Origin of the sequence: Bradyrhizobium sp. 160, assembly GCF_023073735.1 — a bacterium.
Taxonomy (GTDB): Bacteria; Pseudomonadota; Alphaproteobacteria; order Rhizobiales; family Xanthobacteraceae; genus Bradyrhizobium.
In genome coordinates this window covers 338970-358314 of record NZ_JADPKD010000057.1, presented here as the reverse complement: position 1 = coordinate 358314, position 19345 = coordinate 338970, and the positions used below count along the sequence as shown (strand labels likewise).

General features: G+C 64.1%; 11 protein-coding genes. 2 read left to right on the top strand and 9 right to left on the bottom strand.

Annotated elements, in window-relative coordinates:
• Genes glgB through IVA98_RS24490 form a run of 3 tightly spaced genes read right to left on the bottom strand, consistent with a single transcriptional unit; the run spans position 1 to position 7383 of the window.
• Complete coding sequence (glgB, locus tag IVA98_RS24500; protein ID WP_247295936.1) at positions 1–2139, bottom strand: 1,4-alpha-glucan branching protein GlgB; 2139 nt, start codon at positions 2137–2139, stop codon at positions 1–3.
• On the bottom strand, positions 2132–5425 hold the full coding sequence (gene treS, locus IVA98_RS24495; RefSeq protein ID WP_247355653.1) for a maltose alpha-D-glucosyltransferase: 3294 nt from the start codon (positions 5423–5425) through the stop codon (positions 2132–2134). Before treS ends, glgB begins: the two co-directional genes overlap by 8 nt.
• 11 nt (positions 5426–5436) lie before the next feature.
• Positions 5437–7383, bottom strand: coding sequence for a maltotransferase domain-containing protein (locus IVA98_RS24490; RefSeq protein WP_247295942.1), 1947 nt, complete (start codon positions 7381–7383; stop codon positions 5437–5439).
• 204 nt (positions 7384–7587) lie between these two features.
• Between IVA98_RS24490 and malQ the strand changes: the two genes are divergently transcribed.
• Both malQ and IVA98_RS24480 read left to right on the top strand, forming a co-directional pair.
• Positions 7588–9549, top strand: coding sequence for a 4-alpha-glucanotransferase (gene malQ, locus IVA98_RS24485; protein ID WP_247295943.1), 1962 nt, complete (start codon positions 7588–7590; stop codon positions 9547–9549).
• Between the two features lie 19 nt (positions 9550–9568).
• On the top strand, positions 9569–11368 hold the full coding sequence (locus IVA98_RS24480; RefSeq protein WP_247355652.1) for a glycoside hydrolase family 15 protein: 1800 nt from the start codon (positions 9569–9571) through the stop codon (positions 11366–11368).
• 78 nt (positions 11369–11446) lie between these two features.
• On the opposite strand, the gene IVA98_RS24475 is transcribed toward IVA98_RS24480, so the two are convergent.
• The 6 genes from IVA98_RS24475 to IVA98_RS24450 are packed head-to-tail and all read right to left on the bottom strand — an operon-like array spanning position 11447 to position 18987.
• Positions 11447–12259: an HAD family hydrolase gene (locus IVA98_RS24475; protein ID WP_247355651.1), complete on the bottom strand. Its 813-nt coding sequence runs from the start codon at positions 12257–12259 to the stop codon at positions 11447–11449.
• Positions 12260–12304: 45 nt separating this feature from the next.
• The gene (locus tag IVA98_RS24470; protein WP_247295949.1) at positions 12305–12835 is read right to left on the bottom strand and encodes a gluconokinase; all 531 of its coding nucleotides are present in this window, start codon (positions 12833–12835) and stop codon (positions 12305–12307) included.
• Complete coding sequence (pgl, locus tag IVA98_RS24465; RefSeq protein ID WP_247296120.1) at positions 12822–13571, bottom strand: 6-phosphogluconolactonase; 750 nt, start codon at positions 13569–13571, stop codon at positions 12822–12824. The genes IVA98_RS24470 and pgl overlap by 14 nt, the downstream gene beginning before the upstream one ends.
• A complete protein-coding gene (gene zwf, locus IVA98_RS24460; protein ID WP_247295951.1) occupies positions 13571–15082 on the bottom strand; it encodes a glucose-6-phosphate dehydrogenase in 1512 nt (503 codons plus the stop codon). Before zwf ends, pgl begins: the two co-directional genes overlap by 1 nt.
• A gap of 44 nt (positions 15083–15126) precedes the next feature.
• Positions 15127–16125, bottom strand: a complete 999-nt coding sequence (gnd, locus tag IVA98_RS24455) for a phosphogluconate dehydrogenase (NAD(+)-dependent, decarboxylating) (protein ID WP_247295953.1) — start codon at positions 16123–16125, stop codon at positions 15127–15129.
• Positions 16126–16137: 12 nt separating this feature from the next.
• On the bottom strand, positions 16138–18987 hold the full coding sequence (locus IVA98_RS24450; protein WP_247295954.1) for a bifunctional transaldolase/phosoglucose isomerase: 2850 nt from the start codon (positions 18985–18987) through the stop codon (positions 16138–16140).
• Positions 18988–19345 lie beyond the last annotated feature (358 nt).

Below are 19345 nucleotides of genomic sequence, written 5' to 3'. Positions count from 1 at the left end.
TCAGCTTTCCGGAACGAGGAAGATTGCTGCAAGCGGCGGAATCGTGAGGCGAAGCTCGCCGCCCTCGGCGTGAACTTCGCCGATGTTGCCGACATTGCTGCCGCCATAATGGGCGGAATCCGAGTTGAGCACTTCCTTCCACTTGCCGCCAAAAGGCACGCGAACGCGGTAATTCTGATAGACGTTCGGCGAGAAGTTGACGATCACCAGGCATCGCGCCTGCTCGTCGAAACCCTTGCGCAGCCAGGCGAAGACGTTGCGGTTGGCATCGTCGGTGATCAACCATTCGAAGCCGGCCTGGTCGCAATCCATCTGATGCAACGCCGGCACCGCGCGATAGAGCCGGTTGAGATCGCGGATCAGCGCCTGGATGCCGGAATGGTACTTGTATTCGAGCAGGTGCCAGTCGAGCGAGTGGTCGTGGTTCCATTCGCGGATCTGCGCGATCTCCGCGCCCATGAACAACAGCTTCTTGCCGGGATGGCCGAACATGAAGCTGTAATAGGCGCGCAAGTTCGCAAAGCGCTGCCATTCGTCACCGGGCATGCGGCCGAGAATCGAGCGTTTGCCGTGCACGACCTCGTCATGAGACAGCGGCAGGATGAAATTTTCCGAGAACGCATAGTGCAGGCCGAACAGGATCTCGCCGTGATGGTGCTTGCGGTAGATCGGATCCTTGCTGATGTAGCTCAGCGTGTCGTGCATCCAGCCCATGTTCCATTTGTAGCCGAAGCCGAGCCCGCCGAATTCGACCGGGCGCGAGACCTGAGGCCAGGCGGTGGACTCCTCAGCCGCCGTGGTCGCCTGCGGGAAGCGGGCGAACACCTCCGTGTTGAAGCGGCGCAAGAAGTTGATCGCCTCGATGTTCTCCCGACCGCCGTACTGGTTCGGAATCCACGCGCCGGGCGGCCGGCTGTAATCGAGATAGAGCATGGATGCCACCGCATCGACGCGCAGCCCGTCGATCGCGTAGCGCTCCAGCCAGAACAGCGCGTTCGACACCAGAAAGTTCGTCACTTCGGTGCGGCCGTAATTGTAGATCAGCGTGCCCCAATCCAGATGGCGACCCTGGAGCGGGTTGGCGTGCTCGTAGAGCGCGGTGCCGTCGAAGCTGCCGAGGCCATGCGGATCGTCCGGGAAATGGCCGGGTACCCAGTCGAGCAGCACGCCGACGCCCTCGCGATGGCAAGCATCGACCAGCGCGGCAAAATCCTCCGGCGTGCCGAAGCGGCTGGTCGGCGCATAAAGGCCGGTCGGTTGGTAGCCCCAGGAGCCGTCGAAGGGATGCTCGCTGACAGGCAGGAATTCGAGATGGGTGAAGCCCATGTCGCGCGCGTAGGCCGGTAGCTGCTCGGCCAATTCGCGATAGGTGAGCCATTCGTTGCCGTTCTTGCGCCGCCACGAGCCGAGATGGACCTCGTAGATCGACATCGGCGCCGACAGCGCGTTGATGCCGTCGGGCGCCGGCCGTGGCCGCGGCAGATGCGCCTCGTCGAACACGATGGAGGCGGTCTTCGGCCGCACCTCGCTCGCGAACGCCAGCGGATCGGACTTCAGCGGAAGCAGATGGCCGTGCGGGCCGATGATTTCGAACTTGTAGTGATCACCAACCTTCGCATGCGGGATGAATAGTTCCCAATAGCCGCTGCCGCGGACCCGCATGGGATGGCGCCGGCCATCCCAGAAATTGAAATCGCCGACCACGGAGACGCGCCGCGCATTCGGCGCCAGCACCACGAAGCCGATGCCATCGACACCTTCGTGCCGCAACGGATGGGCGCCGAGCTTGTCGTAGAGGCGCTGGTGGGTGCCTTCGCCGAGCAGATAAAGGTCGAAATCGGTCAGGATCGGCGGAAAGCGGTAGGCATCCTCGAACTCGACGACGTTGCCGCCGAATTTTGCGCGCAGCTGATAACGTTTCGAGGCGTTAGGCAGCGCCCCGATGAACAGGCCGGAATCGTGCACGCGGTCGAGCGGGGCGACTTCGCCATGCTCGCCGACCACCTCGACATTGGAGGCTTCGGGCAGAAAGGCGCGCACCACGCTTCTACCGCCCTCGGGGTGCAGCCCGAGATAGTGGAACGGATCGGAGTGGCGGCCCTCGATGATCGCGTAGGCCTCGGCAGGCAGTTTAGGCATGGGCTTCGCCCTCGGCACTGGACAGAATGCGAAGCAGTCCGGTCAGCGGCGCATGGAGCCCCTCAGGCCGGTGGGACAGCTCGTACTCTACTTCGTCGAACGCTTGATCAAGCAGGAAGAATCTTAACAGGCCTTGCGCGGATTGCGGATTGTCCGGCCACAGCCGCCGATCGGTCATGGCTTCGCGATAGGCGGACAGGAAGGTTGCGGTGGCGCGCTCGCGCCATTCGTCGAGCGCGGCCGTGAGCCGGCCCTGCTCGTCGGAGGCGCCCGTGAGCGCGCGACCGAGAGCCGTGTTAACCGAAACATCAATCGAGTGGATCAGGCCCGCGACGTCGCGCGCGGCCGGCGCCTTACGCCGCTTGTCGGCCAATGGAACACGCGGATCGCCGTCGAAGTCGATGATGAAGATATCGTCCTTCACGATCAGAGTTTGTCCCAGGCGGAAGTCGCCATGATGACGGATGTTCAACCCGCCGATCCCGGAAGGCAATAGCGCATTCAGTCGGTCGGGCAGGGTCGCGCGCGCCTCCGTGAGCTGATCGATCAGCGGCCGGTCCGCCTCCCGCAGGCCGTCGCGGCTTTCGGCCAGCCGTTCGAAAACCTGCTCGGCGCGCGTCTTAAGCTCGGATACGAGGCGCTTGACGTACGCGGGGCCGATCGGCTCCGGAGCGAGATCGTCCGGCGTTGCCGCGGCCAGAGCGACATGCAGCTCGCCGAGCCGCCGGCCGATCTGCGCCACGAAGTGCAGATAAGGCGCCTGCTCCTGGGTCTCGCGCAGCGTTTCGCCCGCTGGCAATACGCGCTGCTCGTCGATATAGCGATCGAGATAGCCCGTTGTCATCGTCCAGCCATCGCCCTGGTTCTCAACATAGGCATGCAGCACGCCGAGTGTGCTGCGCTGCTCGCCCTCGACCAGCTCGACGCTGCCCAGCAGCGGCGGCGTATTGGCAAAGCGTGCGACCTCCGTGAGATAATGGCCGATCTCGATCTCGGGACTGACGCCGCTTTCGAGCCGCCGATAGATCTTGGCGACGTATTGGTTGTCGACCAGCGAAGTGCTGTTCGACTGTTCGATCGCGCGGATGCGTTCGGGCTCCTTGATGATGTAATCGGCAAACCGGCTGGTTGCCTTGAACTCCAGTCGCAGATTGTTCTCCTCCACCACCAGATTCTGCGACAAATTGCGCAGGAACAGGCCGATGAAGATCTGGTCGGTCGCGACATCGAGCAGCGTGCCTTCGCGCGCGCCCTGGCGCACGGCGGCGAGCGCCTTCGGATTGAAGCGCTCGCGGTCGAAACGCACCCACTCGATCTGCAACGGCAGCACGTAGCGTGTCGCCACGTCTCCTTGCTTGGTCTCGAAGAACGCGATCCAGGGCCGGTTGTCGCCGATGTCGCAGAACGGCACCGCCGAGGTCAGCGCGGTCTTGATGTGCTTGGCATTGTGCTCGGGATACCACCGCGTCCGCGAGAGGAATCCCGGCAGCACGTCGCGCTCGAACACGCCACGCTCGCGGGCGAGCGACACCCAATTCGAGTTCACCGGCACCACCAACGTCTCGAACTCCGGCACCGCGCGCGGCGTCACCGGCTCGGACTTGTCGCGCTCCTGAAGCTGGAACCAGTAGAAGCCGTAGGGCCCCAGCGTGATCATGTAGGGCAGTTCGCCGATCGGAGGAAAGCGCGTGCGGCCGAGCATTTCCTGCGGGATGCGGTCCTTCCAGGGCGACAGATCGAGCTCGGTTGCCTGCGCGGCGCGCGACAAATTGGCGACGCAGAGGATCACCTCGTCGCGATATTGCCGGACATAGGCCAGCACGGCGCGGTTGGCGGGGCGGATGAAGGTCATGGTGCCGCGGCCGAAGGCGAGCGTCGACTTGCGCACCGAGATCAGCCGCTTGGTGGCGCTGAGCAGTGAAGACAGGCTGCGCGACTGCGCCTCCACATTCACCGCCTCATAGCCGTAGACCGGGTCCATGATCAGCGGCGCATAGAGACGGGCCGGATCGCAGCGCGAGAAGCCGCCGTTCCGGTCCGGACTCCACTGCATCGGCGTGCGGACGCCGTTGCGGTCGCCGAGATAGATGTTGTCGCCCATCCCGATTTCGTCGCCGTAATAGATGATCGGCGTGCCGGGGAAGGACAGCAGCAGCGAGTTCATCAGCTCGATCTTGCGGCGGTCATTGTCCATCAGCGGCGCAAGACGTCGGCGAATGCCGACATTGATGCGCGCGCGTGGGTCATTGGCGTAGGTGGTCCAGAGATAGTCGCGCTCGACGTCGGTGACCATCTCTAGCGTGAGTTCGTCATGATTGCGCAGGAACAGCGCCCATTGGCAGCTCGCCGGGATGTCCGGGGTCTGGCGCAGGATGTCGGTGATCGGGAAACGGTCCTCCTGCGCGATCGCCATGTAGATGCGCGGCATCAGCGGGAAGTGGTAGGCCATGTGGCACTCGTCGCCACGGCCGAAATATTCCTGCACGTCTTCCGGCCATTGATTGGCCTCGGCCAGCAGCAGCTTGCCCTTGGAGTAGGCGTCGAGCTCCTGACGCAGGCGCTTGATGATCGCATGCGTCTCGGGCAGGTTCTCGTTCGAGGTGCCCTCGCGCTCGCACAGATAGGGAATGGCGTCCAATCGGAAGCCGTCGACGCCGGCATCCAACCAGCGCTTCATCACCTGGATGATGGCGCTCACCACGCGCGGATTGTCGAAATTGAGGTCCGGCTGGTGCGAGAAGAAGCGGTGCCAGTAGAAGGCGCCAGCCTCGGGATCCCACGTCCAGTTCGACTTCTCCGTGTCGGTGAAAATGATGCGCGTGCCCTGGTATTTCTGATCGGTGTCGCTCCAGACGTACCAGTTGCGTGCGCTCGAGCCCGGATGGCTGCGGCGCGCGCGCTTGAACCATTTGTGCTGGTCCGAGGTGTGGTTGACGACGAGCTCGGTGATGACTCGCAGGCCCCGCTTCTGCGCCTCCTGGATGAAGCGCTTGAAATCCTTCATCGTCCCGAAATCGGGGTTGACCGCGCCGTAATCGGCGATGTCGTAGCCGTCGTCGCGGCCGGGCGAGGGGTAGAACGGCAGCAGCCACAGCGCGGTGACGCCGAGCTCCTGGAGATAGGGCAGCTTCTCGGTCAGGCCGGCGAAGTCGCCGATACCGTCATTGTTGCTGTCGGCAAAGGCCTTGACGTGGAGCTGGTAGATGATGGCGTCCTTGTACCAGAGCTCATCCACGATCTCGGCAGCCTCGGCTTTCCTGGTGTCGACGGAAGACAGAACATTCATGGCGTGAACCCTTACGCCAGGCCGCGGAACAGGAGCGCGGGATCGCGCTCGGGATCGATACGCAACCTGACCCCGCCCCATTCGATGCCGGACCGTTCGCCGGTGAGGAGGTTTTCGAGTGCCGCAACATGATGTCGCTGCCCGCTGGCGTCAACAGTGACGTCACCGAGCGGCAGCCAGAATTCGCGCACATGGCGCGACAGCGCGATCACGACAACGACGGTGTTGGCAGGCTCGGCCGCCTCCTTCACGAAGGCAATGGTTTCGCCGTCCTCGATGCCGAGGAAGCGCAAATTGGCCGTCTGCTGGAGCGCCGCATTCTCGTTGCGGACGCGATTGAGCGCGGTGATGTAGGGCTTGATGTTGCCGGGCGTGTCCCAGTCGCGCTGCTTGATCTGGTATTTCTCGGAATCCAGATATTCTTCACGGCCGGGGATCGCCGTGTGCTCAAGCAGCTCGAAGCCGCTGTAGATGCCGTAACTGCCCGACAGCGTCGCGGCCAGCGCAAGGCGCGACTTGAATGCCCAGGCTTCGCCGCTCTGGAGGTGAAAGGGCAGCAGGTCGGCTGTGTTGACGAACAGGTTCGGGCGATAGAAGTCGCGTTCGGGATAACGGGTCAGTTCGCCCAGATATTGCTCCAGCTCCCACCGCGAGGTGCGCCAGGGGAAATAGGTGAAGGACTGCGCGAAGCCGAGCTTGGCGAGCCCCTTCATCAGCTTCGGTCGGGCGAAGGTCTTGGAGAACAGGATCACTTCGGGATGTCGGCGGCGGATGTCGCGGATCAGCCACTCCCAGAACGGAAATGGCGCGGTGTCGTGATTGTCGATGGCGAAAATGGTCACACCATGGTCGATCCAGAACAGCATGGCATCGCGAAACGCGTTCCACAGCCCAGCCCTGTCGACGGAGTTAAAATCGGGGATGACGATATCCGAATAGGCGCCATCCACCGTCCGCACCGAGCGATCCGGCCGCCACTTGAACCATTCCGGATGCTGCGTCAGCCAGGGATGGTCCGGGGAGCATTGCACGGCGAAGTCGAGCGCGAGCTCGAGGCCGTACTCCAGGCAGGTCGCAACCAGTGCGCGGAAATCCTCGATCGTGCCGAGCTCGGGATGCAGCGCATCGTGTCCGCCTTCCATCGTGCCGATCGCATAGGGCGAGCCGGGATCGCCTTCACCCGCCACTGGCGCATTGTTACGGCCCTTGCGGCGGGTGTGGCCGATCGGGTGGATTGGCGTGAAGTAGAGCACGTCGAACCCCATCGCGGCGATGTCGGGCACGCGGGCGATGCAGTCTCTCAGCGTGCCATGCCGGCCGGGGATCCGGCTCTGGCTGCGCGGCATCATCTGGTACCAGGCGCCAAAGCGTGCCCTATCGCGGTCGATGATCAGCGGAAAGGAGGCTGAGCGGGTGAGGTCGGGCCGCGACTGGCTCTCGGCCATGGCTTCGCCGAGCTCGGTTGCGAGCAGCGGGCCGACGTCGCCGCTCTGAAGAAAATCCTCGCACTGTCTGAGGATGACCAATGCTGCGTCTTGCCCCGCGCCATGCGCCTTGGTCAAGAGGCCGGCGCCCTCGATGGCGTCGAGGGTGACATCCGCACCGGAGCGTTGCTTGCGCGCGACGCTGTGGGACCAGGTGGCGAACTCGTCGGTCCAGGCTTCGATGGCGTAGATGTATTGCCCGGCCCCGGTCGGGACGAAGGCGCCCGACCAGCGGTCATTACCGTGATGGGTCATCGGCTCACGCTGCCATTCGCGGTCCTGCTCGCGGCGCCACAGCAGCGCGGCGCCGATCACGGCGTCACCGTCACGATAGATGTCGGCCCAGACCTCGACCCGGTCGCCCGCGATCCGCTTCACGGCAAAGCGGCCGCCATCAATCAAGGGATAGACGTCTTCGATGAGGAAAGCGCTGCCGGCTGCAGCACTTTCGACAGTTTGAATTGTCTTGTTCACGGTGATGCCATTGACAAGAAAGCAGGGGCCCGTTTCCCTTGTCGGGAACCTACGCTTGAGACCTATATAGAAAGCCGCTTGTGTGTCATTAGTTCCCGCTGGGAACGGCAGGCGCAGTTTGTGAGTTAAGCCCGACTAACGTCTTCCGCTGCCTCTTAAAATCGATGCCCCCGGCAAGTGGGTGGCCTGCAAGCTGCGTGCCGAATGGATCTTTTAGCTCAAGCCCGAATCAAGGGCGTTCAATCTGAATTCGTTGATGCCTTGGGAAAGCTGCGGGTCACCGACCCCATGGCCCTCAAATCGATCCTCGACGCCCTGCCGGAAAAGCGGCTTTACCGCTTTGTCGGCGGGCCGGTCGTGGTGCGCGCCTTGGGGCATCCGCGAACGGAATTGGCGGCTGTCGGTGCGCCACCATTGCAATGGAAATTGACGGCAAATGGCAAAATGATCGGGCAAGGCGAGACGCGTGAGCCCGTGATCGCCTGGCCTGCCGGCCTGCCGCTCGGCTATCATCGTTTGACTCTGACCGACGCGGAAGGCGTGACGGAAGAGGTGCCGATGATCGTGGCGCCCGAGCGCGCGTTCGGCGGCGATTTCGACCGTGGTTGGCTGCTTGCCGTGCAGCTCTATAGCGTCCGCTCCAGCCGCAATTGGGGCATCGGCGATTTTACCGACCTGGCCGATCTCGTCCGACTCGCCAAACAATTGGGAGCCGACGGTATCGGGCTCAATCCGCTGCATGTGCTGTTCGACGACCACCCGGCCGATTGCAGCCCCTATTCGCCGAACAGTCGGCTGTTTCTCAATCCGCTCTATATCGACGTCGAGGCGATCCCGGAATTCTCGGCCGACCTCGTGCCGGATGCCGCCGCGACTGCAGCGCGGCTGCGCGAAGGCGACCGTGTGCCCTATACGGACATGGCGGCGTTGAAATGGCTGGGCTTGCGCGCTGTCTACAACAGTTTCGTGACGAGCGCGAGCGAAGCGCGCCGCAAGCAGTTCGAGGCTTTCCGCGCCGCCCGCGCACCGCTGTTATCCCGCTTTGCCTGCTTCGAGGTGCTGCGTCATCGCTTCACCGCGCCATGGTGGGAATGGCCGGTGGAATGGCAAAAGCCTGATGATGCGCAATGCGCCGAGCTGCGCAATGGGGCCGACAAGCGCGACGTCGAGTTCGTCGAATTCGTGCAATGGACGGCTGACAGCCAGTTGCACGCGGCCAAGGAGCTGGCGACCCAGCTCGGCATGCGGGTCGGACTCTATCTCGACGTTGCTGTCGGCGTGCAATCCAACGGCTTCGATGCCTGGAACGAGCAGATGGCGATTTCCCGCCATCTCGCCGTCGGCGCGCCGCCCGACGTGCTCAATACCGTCGGCCAGGACTGGGGTCTTGCCGGCTTCAACGCAGGGGGCCTGGAAGCTCAATCCTTCGTGCCGTTCGCCGACATGCTCGCCGCCTCGATGCGCCATGCTGGGGCCATCAGGCTCGATCACGTGCTCGGTTTGAAGCGGCTTTATCTGGTGCCGCGCGGCTTCAAGCCCGACAACGGCGCCTATGTGCAGATGCCGTTCGAGGCGCTGCTGGCGGCGGTGGCGTGCGAGAGCGCGGCCCACAAATGCATCGTGATCGGCGAGGACCTCGGCACCGTGCCGGAAGGCTTCCGCGAGATGATGCAGGATTTCGGCATCTGGTCCTACCTCGTCATGATGTTCGAGCGCGATGATACCGGCCATTTCCGCAACGTCGACCACTACCGGCCCAACGCACTGGTCACGCTGAACACCCATGACCTGTCGACCTATGCCGGTTGGCGCTCGTTCGGCGATCTCAGGATGAAGCGCTCGCTCGGTATCGATCCCGGCGAGAACGATCAGGCGCGCTGGGATGCGCTCGGCAGGCTCGACGAGATTTTGCGCCAGAACGGCATCAATGCCAACGACCTCTATTCGGTGCTCGCCTTCCTGTCGCGCACGCCGTCGCGGCTGCTCGCGGTGTCGCTGGAGGATCTGCTCGGCGTGATCGACCAGCCGAACATTCCCGGCACGATCGACGAGCATCCGAACTGGCGCCAGCGGCTCCCTGTTACGCTCGACAAGATCGCGTCCAAGATCGATCTCGCGGCTTTGAAGGCCGCGACGCGGGAACGTTCATTGAACGGCGGAAGCTGAAATCCTGGGCTCGACGACATTGTCTCAGAAGATCGAGGACTATGCACTGATCGGCGATTGCGAGACGGCCGCGCTTGTCGGGCGCAACGGCTCGATCGACTGGCTGTGCTGGCCGGCCTTCGATTCCGACGCCTGCTTTGCCGCGATCCTCGGCACCCACAGGAACGGCCGCTGGCTGATCGCACCGAGCGGGGATGTCACGGCTAGGTCGCGCCGTTATGTTGGCGATTCACTCATCCTCGAAACCCGGTTCGAGACGGACAATGGCACCGTCGCCCTGATCGACTTCATGCCGCCGCGCGGCAAGGCGTCTGATATCGTGCGGCTGGTCCGCGGCATCAACGGTGCGGTGAAGATGCGGATGGACCTCGTGATCCGCTTCGGCTTCGGCGCCGACATTCCCTGGGTGCGGCGGATCGACCATTCCCTGATGGCAATTGCCGGCCAGGATATGACTGTGCTGCGCACGCCTGTTGAGACCCGCGGCGAGAATCTGACCACTGTTTCCGACTTCGAAGTGACGGCCGGCGAGACCGTACCGTTCGTGCTGACCTACGGACCCTCGCATCTGCCGCCGGTCGAGTCGATCGATCCAGAGATCGCGCTCGAGGAGACCGAAAGGTTCTGGCAGGACTGGTGCAGCCACTGCACCCGCGATGGCAATTATCACGATCTCGTCATGCGCTCGCTGATCACGCTGAAGGCGCTGACCTTCGCCCCGACCGGCGGCATCGTCGCGGCACCGACCACGTCATTGCCGGAGAAGCTCGGGGGCAGCAGGAACTGGGACTACCGCTTCTGCTGGCTGCGCGATGCCACCTTCACGCTGCTGGCGCTGATGAACTCGGGCTACACCGAGGAAGCCCTGGCCTGGCACAACTGGCTCCTGCGCGCCGCCGCCGGCTCGCCCTCGAACATGCAGATCATGTACGGCATCTGGGGCCAGCGCCGGCTGTTGGAGTGGGAGGCGGGCTGGCTCGACGGCTATGAGGGCGCCAAGCCGGTGCGCATCGGCAATGCCGCGCATGCGCAGCTTCAGCTCGACGTCTATGGCGAGTTGATTGACGCTTTCCACCAGTCGCGCATGGCCAAGCTCAAGCTCGACGAGGAGACCTGGGCGCTGGAATGCGCGGTGCTCAATCATCTCGCCGAGGTCTGGGACCGGCCCGATCACGGCATCTGGGAGCGCCGCGGCCAGCCCAAGCACTACGTCTTCTCCAAGGTCATGACCTGGGTCGCCTTCGATCGCGGCATCAAGAGTGCCGAGACCTTCGGCTTTAAGGCGCCGCTGTTGCACTGGCAGGCCTTGCGCGAGGCCATTCATCGTGACGTCTGCAACCACGGCTTCGATGCGGACGAAAACACGTTCGTCGAGTCCTACGGCTCGAAGCTGCTCGATGCCAGCGTGCTGCTGTTGCCCGCCGTCGGGTTCCTGCCGCCATCGGATCCCCGGATCCGCGGCACCATCGCCGCTGTCGAGAAATGGCTGATGCGCGACGGCTTCGTGCTGCGGCATGACCCGCGCGAGCTGCCTGCGGGGCAGCCGCCGCTCGAAGGCGCGTTCCTGGCCTGCACGCTGTGGCTGGCCGATGCTCATGTGCTGTCGGGCGATCTCGACAAAGCACAAATGTTGTTCGATCGCGTGGTGGGCATTGCGAACGATGTCGGGCTGCTGGCGGAGGAATATGATTTCGTGGCACGGCGCCAGACCGGCAACTTCCCGCAGGCGCTGACCCACATCGCGCTGATCAACACCGCACATAATCTGTCGGCGGCCCGGCAGGAAAGCGAGAAGCCGGCCGTGCAGCGCTCGCAGTAGTGACGCAGCGGGCGACTGCCGAGAGTAGGAGGTTAATTGCTTCCGCTACGGTTCAGCTGAAACCAGCCGACGCCAAACTCAGCCCACCCCATTCCGCTTCAAGATCATCTCTATCGCCTCGGCAAAACCGTCCTGCTCGTTGGTCGCAGTGACGTGAGTGGCGTGGTCCTTGACGTTGTCGGCGGCATTACCCATGGCGATCGAGATGCCGCTGACGCGGAACATCGCGAGGTCGTTCTGCATATCGCCGATGGTGGCGACCGCGTCGGTGGAGATGCCAAGGCGCTTGGCCATGGCCTGCACGAAGGTGCCCTTGTTGAAGCCGGGCGGGGTGATGTCGAGATAGTAAGTTTGCGAGCGTACCGCTGTGGCCTCGTTGCCGAGCGCCTCCTGCATTGCCTTCTCGCACCGCTCAAGGCCTGCGGCATCGGCACTGGCGCCGACGATCTTGCAGGCGCTCGCAAGGTACGGCGAAAAATCCGTCACGATGGTCGGATCGGCGCGGATCGTGCGCTGCTCATGCGCGACATAGCTGCCCTCGCGATTGTCGATCAGCCATTTGTCGGTGGTGAAGAGCCAGACGTCGGCGCCGTATTCGCGGAGGATCCGCAGCGATCTCTCGGCCGCGCCCGCCGGGATGAGGTGCTGCTCGACCGGTCTCATCTCGGGATCGACGATCGAGGAGCCGTTGAACGGCCCGACCGGCAGCCAGAGCGCCAACGGCTCGATCAGGAAGCGCATGCCGATCGCGGGGCGGCTGGAGGTGATGGTGAAGCCGATGCCTGCCTGGTGCAACCGCTGCACGACAGACCTCGCGCGCTCCGTCAGCGTCTTGTCCTTGGTCAGCAGCGTGCCGTCGACGTCGGAGACGACCAGTGAGATCTTCGTCATGGCAGGACCTTAAGGTTCAGGTTTTCTTATTCAGATATCTTGGCCTTAGCGCTTCGCCCCGCCCAACCTCAATTGCCGCACCACGCCGTCCACGATCGCCTCGACGGATTCGTCGATCGAGACGGTGATGACGTGCTCGCCCGCCTCCGGCGGTTCCAGCGTGTTGAACTGGCTGGTCAACAGCTCGGGCGGCATGAAATGACCTTTGCGGTGGGCGAGCCGCTCGGCGATCAGCTGCTTCGTGCCCTTCAGGAAGACGAAGCGGACGTCGTCGCGTCCGCGCAGCAGCACGTCACGATAGGCGTGTTTCAGCGCCGAGCAGGCGATGATGACGTGCTCGCCGCGTCCGCAGACCCGCGCGATCTCGTCGGCGATCGCATTGAGCCAGGGCCAGCGGTCTTCGTCGGTGAGCGGATGGCCCGCCTTCATTTTCTCGACATTGCTGGCGGGATGAAAGCTGTCGCCGTCCTCGAAGCGCCAGCCGAGGCGCTCGCCGAGTGCCGCCGCAATCGTGCTCTTGCCAGAGCCAGACACGCCCATCACGATCAATGCACAAGGTGCTTCAACGCCCGCCACGAATTCCCTCCGGAAGCGCGGCCTGGTCGACCAGCCAGACGGTCTCACCATTCGAACGCGCGCGCAATGCCGGCAGAGTCTCGCCATTGAGGAGGCGCGTCAAGATCGGCCGCTTGTCGTGCCCGGCGATCCCGAACAGCATTTCGCGGCAGGATGCCAGAACGGGCAGGGTGAGCGAGACCCGCGGGACGAACGGCGCGACATTGGCCTTGGGCACCCCGACGACCCAGCGTTCGGTCTCCTCGACTTCGGGATAGCCGGGAAACAGCGAAGCGGTGTGGCCGTCCGGGCCTACGCCCATCAGGACCATGTCGAACAGCGGCCGTGCCGCATCGAGCCGGTCAGCGCCATAGAAGGCTTGCAGCTCGCGAGCATAGGCCTCGGCGGCGCGATCAGGATTTTCGGCCGTGGTCGGGATCGGGTGGATATGGCCTGAGGGCGCACTGCGATCGAGGAAGCTCGCGCGGGCGGCTGCCATGTTGTTGAGGGGATCGCTTTCCGGCACGAAACGCTCGTCGCCGATGAACCAGTGCACGCGCTCCCACGGAATTCTTTCGCGCCAGGCGTCGCTGCCGAGCAATTGATAGAGCTTCCTCGGGCTGGAGCCGCCGGTGAGGCAGATTGCGATGCGCGAAGGGTTGGCGGCGATCCGCGCCATAACCCGTTCGGCCGCGGTAAGCGCCAACGCCTCGGCGTCGGCCGCGACGATCAGTTTCGGCTGCTCGGCCGCTTCCATCACGAGTACTTCCGCCAGCTTCGTCCGTCGCGCCGGAGCAGCTCGTCCGCGCAGGCCGGGCCGTCGCTGCCGGCTTTATAGGTCTCGATGCCGTTGGTGCCCGCGCTTTGCCAGGCGTCCAGGAACGGCTGCACCGCATCCCACCCGGCCTCGATGCCGTCGGCGCGCTGGAACAGGATGTTGTCGCCGATCATGCAGTCGTAGATCAGTGTCTCGTAGCCGGTCGAGGGATCGGCGTGGAAATAGTCGCCATAGCGGAACTTCATCTCGACGCCGTCGATGGTGACGCTCGGTCCCGGGATCTTGGCGTTGAACTGGAGCTCGATGGTCTCGGTCGGTGCAATGCCGATAGTGAGAAAGTTTTGCGACAGGCGATCGACGGCCGTGCCTGAGAACATCGACAGCGGCGCCTGCTTGAACTTGATCGCGACCTCCGTGCGCTTGTGGCCCAGCGCCTTGCCGGTGCGCAAATAGAAGGGCACGCCGGCCCAGCGCCAATTGTCGATCATCAGTTTGAGCGCGACATAGGTCTCAGTGGTGCTGCCGGGCTTGACGTCTGCCGTCTTGCGATAGTCCGGAATCTCCTCGTCGCCGATGCGGCCGGCGAGATATTGCGCGCGCACCGAGCTCCTCAGCGCTTCCTGCTGGCTCGGCCGCTGGATCGCGGTGAGAACCTCGGCCTTCTCCGAGCGGACAGAATGGGCGTCGAACCGGCTCGGCGGCTCCATCGCCACCAGCGACATCAGCTGGAACAGATGGTTCGGCACCATGTCGCGGAGCGCACCGGTGGCATCGTAGAAGCCGCCGCGATGGCCGACGCCGAGCTTCTCCTCTACCGTGATCTGAACGTGGTCGATATGATTGCGATTCCAGATCGGCTCGAACATGCCGTTGGCAAAGCGCAGCACCAGGATGTTCTGCACCGTCTCCTTGCCGAGGTAATGATCGATCCGGTAGATCTGGTGCTCATCCATGATCTTCAAAAGTTCGGCGTTCAGCGCGCGCGCCGAGGCGAGGTCGGTGCCGAACGGCTTCTCGATCACGAGGCGCCTCCAGGTGCCGTTCTGCTTCATCAGGCCGGTACGGCCGAGCTCGCGCGCGGTCGGCGCGAAAGCCGCTGGCGGGGTGGCGAGATAGAACAGCCGGTTGCCGCCGGTGCCTTCCGAGCATTCCAGCGTGTCGAGATGCTCGCGCAAGCGGTCGAACGAGGGCGGATCCTTCGCATCGGCCTCGACGAAGGTCACGCATTGCAGCAGCTGTTTTGCGATCACGTCGTCAACCGGGCGCGTTGCAAACTCGCGCAGGCCCTTCATCAGGCTGTCGCGCAGCTCGTCATCCGATTGAGCCTTGCGGCCAACGCCGACGACGCAGAATTTCTCCGGCAAAAGGTCTTCGGCGGCGAGATTGTAGAGCGATGGCATCACCAGCCGATGGGTCAGGTCTCCGGTCACGCCAAAGATGACGAAGGCGCAATTTTCCGGCTTGCGCTTTGGCTGCGGGTCTTTTGTCACGAATTGTCGGCCTTCGCTTGAGTACGTTTTACTGCAGCTTCGAACTATTTTGACTTCGGCACGCCGGGCTGCTTCGGCTCCTGGTGGCCGCCGAACCCGGCGCGCATTGCGGAGAGAATTTTCTCGGCGAATGTGTGTTCCTTGCGGGAGCGGAAACGCGTGTAGAGGGCCGCGGTCAACACTTCGGCAGGGACCGCCTCGTCGATCGCCGCATTCACGGTCCAGCGTCCTTCGCCGGAATCCTCGACGAAGCCGGAATATTCCGCCAACGCCGGGCTGTCGGCGAGCGCCGTCGAGGTGAGGTCGAGCAGCCAGGATGGGATCACGCTGCCGCGCCGCCACACCTCGGCAATGTCGGCGAGATCTAAATCGTAACGGTGGTCCGCCGGCAACGCCTCGATATTGGCGTTCTTGAGGATATCAAAACCTTCGGCATAGGCCTGCATCAGACCGTATTCGATGCCGTTATGGATCATCTTGACGAAATGTCCGGCACCGATGGGGCCGGCATGGATGTAGCCCTGCTCGATGCGGGGATCGCGGCCCTCCCGCCCCGGCGTGCGTGGAATGTCGCCGGCGCCGGGCGCGAGCGCGGCGAAGATCGGATCGAGCCGGTCCACCACCTGCTTCTCGCCGCCGATCATCATGCAATAGCCGCGGTCGAGCCCCCACACTCCGCCGGAGGTGCCGACGTCGACATAGTGGATGCCGCGCTCCTTCAGCGCCTTGCCGCGGCGGACGTCGTCCTGCCAGAAGGTGTTGCCGCCGTCGATGATGACGTCGCCCGCCTGCATCACGCCGGCGATCGTCTCGATCGTGGTCTCGGTGATACGTCCCGCAGGTAGCATCACCCAGGCCGCGCGCGGCCGCTCGAGTTTCGAGATGAATTCCTCGAGCGTCGCGGAGCCGATCGCGCCATCTGCGGCAAGGCCGGCGACGGCCTTGGCGTCCTTGTCGTAAACCACGGCCTGATGGCCGTGACGCATCAGGCGGCGAACGATGTTGCCGCCCATCCGGCCGAGACCGATCATGCCGAGTTGCATGCGAGAGCTCCTTTAATTCAATGCGTCGCTAAGCGCCGTGTTGAGCGCCGCGAGACCTTTCTTGAGCCCGCCCTTCAGGTGGACGCGCAGCGCGCGCCGGCCGCGCTCGGTGAGCACGTCGAAATCGCCGCGCGCCTGCGCCGCCTTGATCACCCCAAAGCTCGCCTTCTGGCCCGGCACCGGCAGATCCTTGGCGTCGTCGGCGGTGATCTGGAGGAACACGCCGCTATCTGGCCCGCCCTTGTAGGCCTGCCCGGTGGAGTGCAGAAAGCGCGGTCCGAATTCGGCGCAGGTCGCGACATGCCGCTTCTCGCGCACTTCGAGCCGCATGGCCTGAAGTGCGTCGATGGTGGTCTTGTCGCGCGCGATGTAGCCGAGCAGGGCGACATAGTCGCCATGGCCCGAGCGCGACAGATGCGCCTTCAGCCATGAGGTAAGGTCGCCATTGGCGCCGGCGGCGCGCAGTGCCGTGGCGTTGGCTTCATCGGTGTAGAGGTCGGCTTCATCGGTGCTGACCACCGGCTGCTCGGCTGGCAGCGCGCCGGTCTTCTCGAACTCTGAAGTGAGCTCGCGGGTCTTGATCTTGGCCGCTTCCACGTCCGGCTGGTTGAACGGGTTGATGCCGAGAATGCTGCCGGCCACGGCCGTCGCCATCTCGAAGCGGAAGAACTCCTGGCCGAGATGGTCGATCGACTTCATGACTATCCGCACCACGGGATGGCCGGCGGCCTCGATCGCGGCAAGCTTGGAATCATGGGCGGCGTCCGCCTCGCCTTCGATGCGGATGTCGATGAAGAAGCGGTCGTTGCCGTAAATCGCGGGTTCGCCCAGCGGCTCGCCCTCGATCGGGATCAGGCCCTTGCCCTCCTTCCCGGTCGATTCCGCGATCAGCTGCTCGGCCCAGGCGCCGAAATCGGCGATCTTCTTCGATGCCAGGATCGTCACCTTGTCGCGGCCTTCGAGGCCGGCGAGGCCCATGGCGAGGCCGAGCTGCACGCCCGGGTTCTCGGATGGCGGCACGTCCGGCCCGCAGGAGCGGGCCATCGCCAGTGCATGCTTGATGAAGGTCTTGACGTCTATGCCCGCGGTTGCCGCCGGCACCAGGCCGAACGGCGAGAGCACCGAATAGCGGCCGCCGATCGTGGGTTCGCCGTGGAAGATGCGGGCGTATTTCAGCTTCTTCGCGGCTTTCTCCAGCGACGAGCCCGGATCGGTCACCGCGATGAAGCGGTGGCCGGTGTTCACCTTCGGCCCAACCGCCTTGGCAACCCGCTCATGGAAATAGTCCTTCATCGCGTTCGGCTCGGTGGTGCCGCCGGACTTGCTGGAGACGATGAAGACGGTGTTGGCGACGTCGATCCTGGCCTCCATCGCCCGCACTTCGGCCGGGTCGGTGGAATCCAGCACATGCAGTTTGGGGAAGCCGGGCTTCTTCCCGAAGGTTTCGGCCAGCACCTCCGGCCCGAGGCTCGAACCACCCATGCCGAGCACGACGGCGTCGGAGAATTTCTGCCCCTTCACGCGGCCGGCATAGTCCTCGTAGTCGGCGATGTCGGCTCTTGCCGCGCTGTCGAGCCAGCCCAGCCATTTGTCCTCGTCGGTGCCGGTCCAGACCGACTTGTCGCGCGCCCACAGCCTGCGGATCTTGGCAGATGCGCGCCATTCCTCGGTGGTCTTGGCCAGGCTCGTGCCGAGCCCGTCGCCGAGCGAGAGCAGCTGGCGGTCGAGCGCGGGGCCGAGCACCACGGCCCGCTTGTGCGCGACAGCGCCATAGAGCTTATCGGCGGCATCGGCAAACTGCTTGACGCCGTCCTTGACCAGCTCCTCGGTGATCGCATCGAGCGAAATGCCGGAGCGCTCCAGCTCCTCGAGCACGCGGCGGGCGTCGTCGACATTCTCTTCCAGGCTGTCGCGCGGCTTGCCGTGATCGCGGAACGCGTCCAGCGTCGCCGGCGGCACCGTGTTGATGGTGTCGGGGCCGATCAGTTCCTCGACATAGAGGACATCGCTGTAATCCTTGTTCTTGGTGCCGGTGGACGCCCACAGCATGCGCTGCGGCTTGGCGCCCTTGGCGGCGAGCTTGTCCCAGCGTGGCCCCGAGAACAGGCGCTTGAAATCCTGATAGGCGATTTTGGCATTGGCGATCGCGACCTTGCCCTTGAGCGCGGCGAGCCGTTCCTTTTCGGAGGGATCGTTGGCGCGGGCGATCTTCTCGTCGAGCTGCTTGTCGACCACCGAGTCGATCCGGCTGACGAAGAAGCTCGCGACGCTGGCAACATGCGACGGGTCGCCGCCGCCGGCGACGTATGTCTCCAGACCGGCGAGATAGGCCTCGGCGACCCTCAGGTAGACGTCCCTGGAGAACAGCAGCGTGATGTTGATGCTGATGCCGTCGCCGATGAGCTGTTCGATCGCCGGCAGGCCCTCCGGCGTCGCCGGCACCTTCACCATCAAATTCTTGCGGTTGACGTCCTTCCAGAGCCGCCGCGCCTCGGCGACCGTGCCGGCGGTGTCCATCGCCAGATAGGGCGAGACCTCCAGGCTGACATAGCCGTCGCCTCCCTTGAGGCGGTCGTAGACCGGGCGCAGCACGTCGGCGGCATTCTGGATGTCCTCAACCGCAACGGCTTCGAACAGGTCGGCCACGGTGCGGTCGCCACGCTTCAGCGCCTTGCCGATCGGCGCATCGTATTCGTCCGAGCTGCCGATTGCCTTCTCGAAGATCGAGGGATTGGAGGTGACCCCCTTGACGCCGTCGGTGTCGATCAGTCGCTTCAGGTCGCCCTTGGCGATGAAGCCGCGGGCCAGGAAGTCGAGCCAGACGGCTTGTCCGTGCTTTTCCAGTTCTTTGACGGGATTCATGATGTTTATCTATCTCCAAGCCTGCGGGCGAGGGTTTCCGCGCCGGTCCTGACGCGCTATCCTCTAGCTTACATGCGCCCGCGAGGGAACCAATCAAGGGGATGGGAGTCATACCCTCCGGTGTAACTCCGCCGCGATCGTGGCGATCCAGGCGGCAGCAGCCGGCGGCGACATGGAGTGCGGCGGACTCCGATCCGTCCGTCACGTGACGGCGAATGGCTGTGCTGAGGAAGCATGCAGCACATCGTGACGAGTTCATGCTCTTGCCAACCTCCGCAATTCGCGCCGGCCACGAGCATCGCGGCGTGCCGCGATCCTGAAGTTACGTAACCCGTGACGCACTGCGGCTGGTGATCGC